The sequence below is a fragment of the Bacillus sp. NPDC060175 genome (assembly GCF_042728695.1).
Classification (GTDB): domain Bacteria; phylum Bacillota; class Bacilli; order Bacillales; family Bacillaceae_G; genus Bacillus_A.
In genome coordinates this window covers 1-9,463 of sequence record NZ_JBHWYR010000119.1, presented here as the reverse complement: position 1 = coordinate 9,463, position 9,463 = coordinate 1, and the positions used below count along the sequence as shown (strand labels likewise).

At 33.0% G+C, this 9,463-nt stretch carries 10 protein-coding genes and 3 pseudogenes; 2 read left to right on the top strand and 11 right to left on the bottom strand.

What is annotated here, in order from left to right; genetic code table 11:
* Positions 1-134, top strand: a pseudogene (locus ACFWDE_RS28590) (IS6 family transposase); the annotation flags it as partial.
* 20 nt (positions 135-154) lie between these two features.
* On the opposite strand, the gene ACFWDE_RS28585 reads toward ACFWDE_RS28590, so the two are convergent.
* From ACFWDE_RS28585 to ACFWDE_RS28545, 9 genes are all read right to left on the bottom strand, one after another.
* Positions 155-469, bottom strand: a complete 315-nt coding sequence (locus tag ACFWDE_RS28585; RefSeq protein WP_377896145.1) for a GNAT family N-acetyltransferase — start codon at positions 467-469, stop codon at positions 155-157.
* The gene (locus ACFWDE_RS28580) at positions 417-545 is read right to left on the bottom strand and encodes a hypothetical protein (protein ID WP_377896146.1); all 129 of its coding nucleotides are present in this window, start codon (positions 543-545) and stop codon (positions 417-419) included. Before ACFWDE_RS28580 ends, ACFWDE_RS28585 begins: the two co-directional genes overlap by 53 nt.
* Positions 546-906: 361 nt before the next feature.
* On the bottom strand, positions 907-1,611 hold the full coding sequence (locus ACFWDE_RS28575; RefSeq protein WP_264539593.1) for a CPBP family intramembrane glutamic endopeptidase: 705 nt from the start codon (positions 1,609-1,611) through the stop codon (positions 907-909).
* Positions 1,612-1,868: 257 nt separating this feature from the next.
* Positions 1,869-2,438, bottom strand: a complete 570-nt coding sequence (locus ACFWDE_RS28570; RefSeq protein WP_377896144.1) for a GNAT family N-acetyltransferase — start codon at positions 2,436-2,438, stop codon at positions 1,869-1,871.
* A 178-nt stretch (positions 2,439-2,616) separates the two neighbouring features.
* On the bottom strand, positions 2,617-3,159 hold the full coding sequence (locus ACFWDE_RS28565) for a GNAT family N-acetyltransferase (RefSeq protein WP_377896143.1): 543 nt from the start codon (positions 3,157-3,159) through the stop codon (positions 2,617-2,619).
* Positions 3,160-3,463: 304 nt separating this feature from the next.
* Positions 3,464-3,877, bottom strand: coding sequence for a GNAT family N-acetyltransferase (locus tag ACFWDE_RS28560; protein ID WP_377896142.1), 414 nt, complete (start codon positions 3,875-3,877; stop codon positions 3,464-3,466).
* Between the two features lie 21 nt (positions 3,878-3,898).
* Entirely contained in the window at positions 3,899-4,936 is a 1,038-nt protein-coding gene (locus ACFWDE_RS28555; protein WP_377896141.1) for a serine hydrolase domain-containing protein, read from the bottom strand.
* Positions 4,937-5,374: 438 nt separating this feature from the next.
* Positions 5,375-6,448 carry a phosphotransferase enzyme family protein gene (locus tag ACFWDE_RS28550; protein WP_377896140.1) on the bottom strand — a complete coding sequence of 358 codons (1,074 nt, stop codon included), beginning with the start codon at positions 6,446-6,448 and terminating at the stop codon, positions 5,375-5,377.
* A 251-nt stretch (positions 6,449-6,699) separates the two neighbouring features.
* On the bottom strand, positions 6,700-6,900 hold the full coding sequence (locus ACFWDE_RS28545; RefSeq protein ID WP_377896139.1) for a hypothetical protein: 201 nt from the start codon (positions 6,898-6,900) through the stop codon (positions 6,700-6,702).
* A gap of 364 nt (positions 6,901-7,264) precedes the next feature.
* On the opposite strand from ACFWDE_RS28545, the pseudogene ACFWDE_RS28540 reads away from it, so the two are divergent.
* Positions 7,265-7,465 (top strand): annotated as a pseudogene (locus tag ACFWDE_RS28540) (hypothetical protein); the annotation flags it as partial.
* 501 nt (positions 7,466-7,966) lie between these two features.
* Here ACFWDE_RS28540 and ACFWDE_RS28535 read toward each other — a convergent pair.
* A complete protein-coding gene (locus tag ACFWDE_RS28535; RefSeq protein ID WP_377896138.1) occupies positions 7,967-8,380 on the bottom strand; it encodes a hypothetical protein in 414 nt (137 codons plus the stop codon).
* 544 nt (positions 8,381-8,924) lie between these two features.
* Positions 8,925-9,119, bottom strand: a pseudogene (locus ACFWDE_RS28530) (hypothetical protein); the annotation flags it as partial.
* Positions 9,120-9,463: the final 344 nt, after the last annotated feature.

Here is a 9,463-nt window from a genome sequence, read left to right as displayed (position 1 = left end):
TTCGTACAGCTAAATCTATTCTTTCAGGAATAGAAGCGATGCATATCATTAAAAAAGGCCAACTTATTTTACGGGACAAGTCTGTCCAAAATGAAGTGAAGTTTATTCATCAACTATTCGGAATGGTTGCATAAGAATAGATTCCATTAGGAATCTATATACCTCTTTCAAATAAATACAATCTTTGCACCAGAACCCTTTTTATCTCGAAACCGTATTTTCGATAAAAATCCACTGCATCATTATCCGTCTCAGCATAAATCAATGAATATTTATTAGAGACATAATTAATCATAGTACTACCAATACCTTTACCTCGTTGAAATGAAGATACTGCAATATGCTTAATTTCACACTCTTTTACACTATTAATTTCAATACCCATACAGCCAACGATTTCTCCTTCAAGTTCAAAACTATATAATTTTCGGTTTAATAACTTTAAATATTTTTTCGTATTCTTTCTCAATTTTAAAATCTGATGTAGCAAAGGATAAGAGCTTCCTAATAGATGGATGAATCGTATTCGAATTAACTTCTTTCATAAGCATCCCCTTTAAATCTTCCTATTCATTAGATAATTCTTTACTTAAACATAATTTCGTTTTTAAGCCAACAACTTCTGTTAAGATTAAGTGAATTTCTTCATAATCTTTTTTATATTTTAACACAAATATCTATTCCAAATGAGTCCCACAAACGACCGTTTTCAGTGATTTGAATGTAAAATACTGGGCAAAAGTTTACATTCGGTTTTATTAGAAAAACAAAGAGAACTTGTAGTAATTACTACTGTAGGTTTCGAATAAAGTTTGATTATTTTTATTCAACTACAGCTCCCCGATAGTTATTTTTGAATATAGTTCACTATCTAAAGATACTTCACCTACTTACAACAAACTTCTACTATCCCATCGCTGTCAGCAGAACCATAATTCCATTAGTTAGGCCATGAATGATAACTGAAGGCCAAATTGAATTGGTTCGTTCATACGCCCATGCAAAGACTATACCACTCAAGAAGTTTACAGGCATCGCATTATAAGTTGGAATGTGGACAATGGTAAAAATTAATGAGCTTAGAAAAATAGCCCCCATCATACCAAAACGTGTACGTAGCCATCGATATAAAAAACCACGATAAAATATTTCCTCATATATTGGTGAAATGACCGCCGCAGAAATAAAAGCAATAAGAACAGTAAAGAAATTTACGTTTTGCTGTATCGCCTCAGTTTTGCTGTTCTCATAAGAATTACCTATAAAGCTAGTAAGTACCATAACTATTACATCACCAACCAGTAATATAATAGTTAGAAAGACAATAAATTTCCAATCCTTTATAGAGAATGACCTGATTCCTACTTCACTCCAAGAAAGTTTCTTTGGACGAAGGATCATAAAATACACACCTGAAACTAAAACAATCGCTATTGTTAATCCTATTAAAGTTCCTGAATATAGCTCATTATCAAACCACTGAGAATAAATTGGCTTTACTAAGAATTTTATGCATCCTATAACAAATACAAATTCGAGTAGCATCATTAATAGAAATTCTTTTAATCCCCAAGGGTCTTGGTCCTTCCAATTCATGTCCTTTTTCTTCATTCATCATTCCTCTTTCTTTGTATGATATAACCTAACTATAATAGGTGACGTAACGTCACTTACAACCTTTATTTTCAGGGGGAATTAAATAAATCGATGGATTACAGGAGGATATGCATCCAAATGACTTTATTTCACTCCCACAATAAAAATACCCCTTTAGATATGATTACCTAAAGGGGTAAAGCATTGCGACTTTATTTCAAATCTACATAAATCCTTAGAGATCTCTTCAAAAATAAGAAACTTTTACAATATCACTCTCCCGTATTATCCTTTCTCTGGATAGCCTTCCAATCATTGTGCAAGACTCCCATAACAATAACATCGAATCTTTTTCCGTCCCGATATACTACCGACCTTTTTCTACCTTCCTGTTGAAAACCAACCTTTTCGTACGCCTTTATTCCACCTTCGTTATACTCAATCACTTCCAAACCAACTCGATCCAAATTTAATTCATGGAAAGCATAACGAAGTATCAGCTTCAAAGCATCTGATCCGTAACCTTTATTTCGATTAGAGGATTCTCCAATCCCTATGGACAAGAGTCCCGTACGGTTGTTCCATTCAATACTATGAATAGCAACAAATCCAATTAAACGATCTTTATCAATTGTTCTTAGTCGGAAATACACTTCATTTAAGTCCGTTTTTCCTTCTGAAACCAATTGTTCTTTAGTTTTAGGAAGGGCTATTTCTGTATCTACATTACGAAGATATTCAGAATCTTCTCCCCACCTCAGCATAATTTCAACGTCTTCTTCTCTAGGTAATGAAAGTTTTACACTATTCCCATAAAAAAGATTAGAATTAATAGTTGTCATATGAATCTCCTTAATACTAGTTAGTTTTATATACCTCACCGTTATGTGATAAATCTCTAACCGTACGCAATACCTCAGCCCCTTAATTTTCAGATAATTTATTAAATTTTTAGCAATAAAATTACTTCTGTTATTTTTATATATTTACATAACCTTCGAAAGCGGAAGTAGAATGATTTTAATTATTCCACTCACTTCTTAGTAGAGAATAACTGATAACATCGTTCGGATAATTATTTTGATACATGTATTCTCTTAATACTCCATCTTGTTTAAAACCAAATTTTTGTATCGATCTATGTGAGGCGACATTATCTGTAAAGATAATTGCACCAATCCTATTTAAATCCCATTCATTAAATCCATATGTAATAACAGTTCTCACGGCTTCCGATATATATCCTTTTCTCCAATAATCCGGATGAATCTCGTAGCCTATTTCTGTACGTTTATGTTGAGGACTCCAAGCATGAAACCCTACTGTTCCGATGAATTTATTTTCTGTTTTTGTAACAATCCCCCATCGAATTCCTCTTTTATCATGAGAAGTACGCTGAAAGTTCTCGACAAGAGTCTCGGCTTCCTTTAAATCTTTAAAAGAATTCATACCATAAAATCGTGTTACATCGTCACTTGAAAAGTAATCAAAAATAGCTTTTGAGTCCTCTTTTGTAATTTCTCTTAGTATTAATCTTTCTGTTTCTAGAACTGGAAATGACATAATAGTTACTCCTCCTTTGTATTCAGTATATTTCGCCATGAATATATTTAAATCCTATGTAAAAAATAATGAATAGAAATGCCGTTCTGGGGGTGCTACAAATTGTTAGCTTGATAGCGATGGGGTAGCACCAACTAAACGCGAATTTCGTAAGCTAAGCGATTTTTCACATAGAAAAAGCCGATTTCCTGTACGTTAGGAACCGACTTTTTTAGAGTGGCTTGTTCAACTAAAGCTCCTCGATAAGACATAACCCCTCTGTCCCATAGTAGATAAAATCCTAATAACAAGAATTCCCCTATGTTTAGTCATTAAAAACCCACACTTTAAACTTTTTATTTTGTTCTAGTAGTTTCCAACCTGTCTTGTAAAAATATTGATTAAATTCGCAATCAGTTGGACATAGTGCAACGATAGGTAAATCATTTATAGTTTTTAACATCTTTTTTAACAAGCCTTGGCCACGATAGATCTCGCTTATAGCAAATTGATATAGAGAAATGGTGTTTGATGTTTTTTTTCGGTAAAATCGAAATGCTCCTACTACTTGACCATTAACTGTCGCCACTATCATTTGTTTTCTTCTTATAGCTGCTTTAATCCCAAGAGGACATAAAAACTCTTCAGAATAAACTTCACTATTGTTACCATCTAAATTTTCTTTGAAGAAAGACACAACTTTAGGGATATGGGTTATATCAACTAATGCTATCTGCATACTTCGCCCCTTTAAGGTTTCTTAGGACATAAGAGATTTATATATTTCCCCTATAATCCCTTCCATTTGATGAACACCTAATTCTGCATTTGTCATGATCACTGCACCTTTTTCTAAATACGGAAACGCCACCATCATACATTGAAAACCTACTCCCCAACCGAGTGATGTAATTTCTAATTCTTTTTTAGAACCTTCTAGAAACACACTTAATCCAGTCCAATTCTTACCTCTTTGTGGGGTTATCATTTCTTTTGCTATATTTGCCGATATACCAACCTTACTTTCTCCTTTTACAGCATTTATCAATTCAAGGACTAATTTGGCTAGATCTAAAGAGGTTGTCCATAGCCCAGAAGCAGCTGGATATGGATATATAGGATATTTTCCATTCACCAATTCACCGTTTCTGTTATGACCACAAGAAAAATCATTTCTATCCATTTCTAAAGGTGTTGTGTTTAATTTGCTATTTTTCATTCTTAATGGTTCAAATATAAGTTCGTTCATAACTCGATGAAACGGTCTTCCAGTTACATCTTCTATTAGTTGCTGGATAATACAAAAACCTGCATCTGAATAGTGGAATTCACTCTCAGGTTCATATTTCACTTCAATAGGATTTTTACAATAAAGAGTTTTTCCCTCTAATAATTCAACCATCGAAGGGACCTCCGTAACTAAATTAAGCTCAATGAAACTATTTTCAGGATCAATAATCCCAGATTGATGGCTAAGCAAATTTCGTAATGTAACTCTTTTATTTTTAGTTAAATCATTTTCAGGCACCTTCCACGATACAAGTTTTTTGTTTATATCCTCATCTACATCAAGAATTCCTTGCTCAGTTAGTTTCATAACAAGCATTCCTGTTAGAAATTTGCTAATTGAACACGCACTAAAAATAGAATCTATATTTACATTTTTATCGCTTCCTACCTCCAGTATGCCGTAATTTTCTGTACTACTAATTTGACCATGATCAATTAATGTAATACTTAAACCTGGCACATTATAATGTTTCATTCGTTCCTTAATGGTTATATTTTTTAATTTCATAGTTATCCCCCTCGTATATTAGTACCACTAATATAAGCTTAACACGAATATACGTTCTGTTGTATGTATTTGGAAAATAAATTTATGTCCAATTGGGGTACTGACGCATGTCCATCAAGCTAGTAAAAATAAATAAACCAAAATAGTAAAATTGACATCCCCAGAGTAAAAATGTAAAAAATTATTGTTTTTGGGGCAGCATAAAACCTTAGCTTGATAGCGATGGGGTACTGACGACAAAACGCGGATATTATACGCTAATACATTATTTGGAAATAAAAACCCTGAATTTTCTACGATAAGCAGAAGAATCAGGGTTTCTATAAAGCCTTATTGTTTAATAATTTTTTAATTTACAAGTAATGTCATCTTAAGCTAACGCTTCCTTTAAGTACATATTTTCACAATATCACCAAAGCAAAGGTTGCTACAAAAAGACTAAACATTTCGTTTCTCATATTCGAAGGGTTCTTCACACGAGTAAATTTCATGGAAAAAACCTTTATACGGAATATCGTCCTCCAAGCATTTTATGAGATACGACAACTCCTCATCACACTCCGGTTCTTCACCATTGTTCCGCATTACCTCAAATGCATCTACAATACCTTCCATGAGGGTTACTTGGATAAATAAGGGCAACTTATCCAATATTGAATTTTCGATTCTGGTCTCGGATTTATATCCCTCGAGGACTGTTTCAAAGTAATTATCCATGAACTTTTTCCGTTTACCGGCATCTGGTTCAAATTGTATCCAGCCAACTCCGTGTGTCCAAAGACCTGCCAAATCAAACATATACCAACAGTAACAGGAATTATCGAAATCATATACGGTAATTTGCCCGGTATCAAAATCTATCGAATAATTCCCATCATTGTAATCAAAATGGACCATACCGAAAGACTCACGGTTCCTGTCCAATCCTTCTAAGGTTTTAAGGAGGTCTAACAGCTTCTCCTTCAGAAGAGGTAACGAATAGGGTATCAGTTTCTCAATATATTCAGCATTGTATTTGTCAAAAAAACTATACCGGCTATGGACTGGAGTATATCCTTTTGATAATTGGTGCAGTTTCCCCAAGACTTTACCGCAATTATAATAATATTCGGTAACTGGAACTCCTTCCCGATATCTATAATTATTTTCCACAAGCATTTTTCCCTTAGCCTTTTGAAACAAGCAAATAAAAAAAGTATGATTATTATGAGTTATCTCTTCCAGCAAATTCCCCTTCCGGGAGTTGACTACATCCGAAACACTTCCGCCATGTTCGAATAAATACCTGATATACTCAACTTCACTCTGAAAATCCTCACGGATTCTGTCATTTAAGTAGGCGATTCTGAGTATTTTTGCGTCGGTGCCCTTTTTCTCACAGGTATAAACGACATTGCGCCCTCCAATATGCGCCTTAACCGGCTTGATTTCATAACCTTCCAACCCGTACAACTCTGATATTAATGGAAGTAAATATGCATCACCGATTTTAACAACCTCGTTATAAATCATAAATTTCCTCCTAATTTTTTATATTGGTTAAAAGTATTCTATAAATTCTAACACGCCCCTTTTTGCTATTGAAAAAACTTTTTGGCAAATAATTGCTTCTTGAACTATACTGACTTTAGTTTAAGTTCAAATATTCATAACTCTACTTCTACATTAACATAAATATCCAATTTACCCCTATAAAGATAGAACCAAAAACGACCGTTTATGGAACATCTTAGGTTTATGAAATTCGTAGTTATTTTTTAAATTCAACTATCACATGATTCTTTACTATATCTTTTTAAAAAAAACATTGTTATTAAAATTATAATACCTACGCTCAAACCAAGTAATTGATCTAGTGCAATTACATTACGCAAAACCCAACGGAAAATAAATCCAAAACCAAATACACATACACACATAAAACCAAAATAGTTTAACCCTTTATACACATCATTCACTCTCATCTCCCCCCCTTAACTATATTTTACCATTTTAAACGCTGCTTAGCGTACGAACTTCGCGTTATGTTGGTGCTATCCCATGTCCATCAACTTAAGATTTTAAGACATCCCCATAACGAGAATTTTACCTTTTTACATATATTTATTTATGAGAATTCGGCTCATTTTTTCCGTTTTGGGAAGCAATCAATTTCTTAAATCCATGGCGATGTGGCCATGCAAGACCATTATAAAAAAGCTCAGAGCTAAAACTCCGAACTTTTTTACGTGCTAGTTACTTTATGATTAACCCTATAAATGCCAATGTTATTTAAGATTTTCTCCACAAGAATTAAATTAATTATCTTTAAACTGCACTTCTTCCGTAGAACCTTTCAGCGATGATTACATGACACAGAATTACGTAGCAGAGGAACAAGCTAAGGCGTTTGACCATTTAAATGGTATTGAACTTAAATCCCAGGAAGAACTAAGCGTTATGAAAAATGCGATCAGCGACTTCCCTATCGACTTCATGACTACTAAATATGTGTATGAAGAACAGATAAAAGCTATGAACAAGCAGTAATAAGATACTATGTTGTTCATTTTTTCCTGATCGAAAATATGGATAAATACGTTAAAGAAATATTTGTATGGGAGTCCAATACATATTATTAAAGTTAAGGTGGTTCAAGTCAGAGAAAGGCACCTTATGGTGTCTTTTCTTTATTTCCAAAAAGGGGATCGACAGCATTTCGGAAAAAACACGCTAAGAACATGCAAGATTTTATACAGATTTTCGGCTAATACAATAACAAACGAGAGTCCTAAAATCCATGTCAGGATAGGAATGTATAAAAGGATGAATAGAGTTATAGAAAATAAAAAAGAGAATTCCTCCCGAGAGTAAGGATTCGTCTTTGTATTGCTACCAATAATGAGACGTTATGTTAACTTAATAAGAATATTTGTTCATAAGCAAAATTAAAAAGAGTAACAATATGTTACTCTCATCAAAAAAATCAAACCAATGTTTTCTAAATTATGCTCCAAACACAGTCATTCTAACTCTCGAAATTTCGCTTTCTTAATTAAGTTTGCTATTTTTTTCTTTAAATCCTTTGTTGATTAAATCCTCTGTTGATCGTATTACTTGTACATCTTTTGGAAGTTCACTTTCATCAATTTCTTTATACGTTATATTTCCATCTTTATCTTTATCTTCAATAATAAATTGTACTTTATCTGTGATAGATGTCTCTTCTTTTTTATCTGTTTCTACACCCTCTGTTGATTGTACTTGTACATCTTTTGGAAGTTCACTTTCATCAATTTCTTTATACGTTATATTTCCATCTTTATCTTTATCTTTATCTTGAATAGCATATTGTACTTTATCTTTGATAGATGTTTCTTCTTTTTTATCTGGTACTTCACCTGCTATACCACCAGTTAATAACCCTGTACTTAAAAGTGTTCCTGCTAATAATGTTTTAAACATTTTTTACTACCTCCTTGTTTGAAATTATATTAAACATAAAACAAAAATCTGTAGTTAATATGGATTATATCTAGAGATTATGTGAGTTTTATGATTGGGCTATCCTTTGTTTTTGGGTGTGAGTGCTGGCTTATCGTGTGGGGGCGAACCCCCACATAGCGTTGATTCAATATGGAAAAAGAAGAATATCTTGAACGGAAGAATTGGCGGTTCGGCTGGTACAATTGCTAATCCAAGTCGAGCAACCTAAGTCCTCGTTTTTGGTCTGTTCGGCTTGGCGATATACCAACCCCCGCCGAATTTCGGAATGCAAGGAGAAAGGAGGAAGATTTTTTGAGTGGGATTCTCAAAAAATACTCTCCGTTCCTTGTATGGAGAAAAGCCCTTATATAGAGAATGAGAAGAGACATACTTTTAAAAGTGTAAAAAACATTGTTATATCAAGGTTTTTCAGGTTTTTTGTCTGTGTTCAAAATAACACACACAAAAAACCTATATAAATAAAAAGTCGTAGTTGTCAAATTAAACAACTACGACTTAATTTTTAAAATAACTTATTAGGTAAATCTTTTAATATTGGTATTTTCATAGCTTTATAAAACATAAGTTTTAAAGCTTCATTTACATTATCTTTATCTCCTGCATAAATAATGTGAGGATTTACAAAGATTACAGATGCTCTAGCATTATTACCTTCTACACCAGATTCACCTTTAAATAACAAACCGTTTTGACACAACAAGAGGGTCTTAAGAATAGTGAATCTGATCAACTCCTTATCCTCCCTTCGGTCCGGTACCGTTGACAGACGCTTTAAATTACCTTCTAATAATCACAACATAATTACCCATATTTTTTGACTTAAAACGAAATAAGACCTTTTAAAATCCAAAATAAAAGTTCTCAGTGATACTTGGATCCTTTCCTTTTTTTAAACTTAACCTTATATAAAAAATCTATGGAAAAGTTCTACAAAAAAAAGTATCCCTACTTTTTTAGATAGGAATACTCTTTTTTGTATTAGAATAATTTACACTTTTATTTTTTTGCAGCAATATAGTATAAAGCCTCTTGTTTACCATT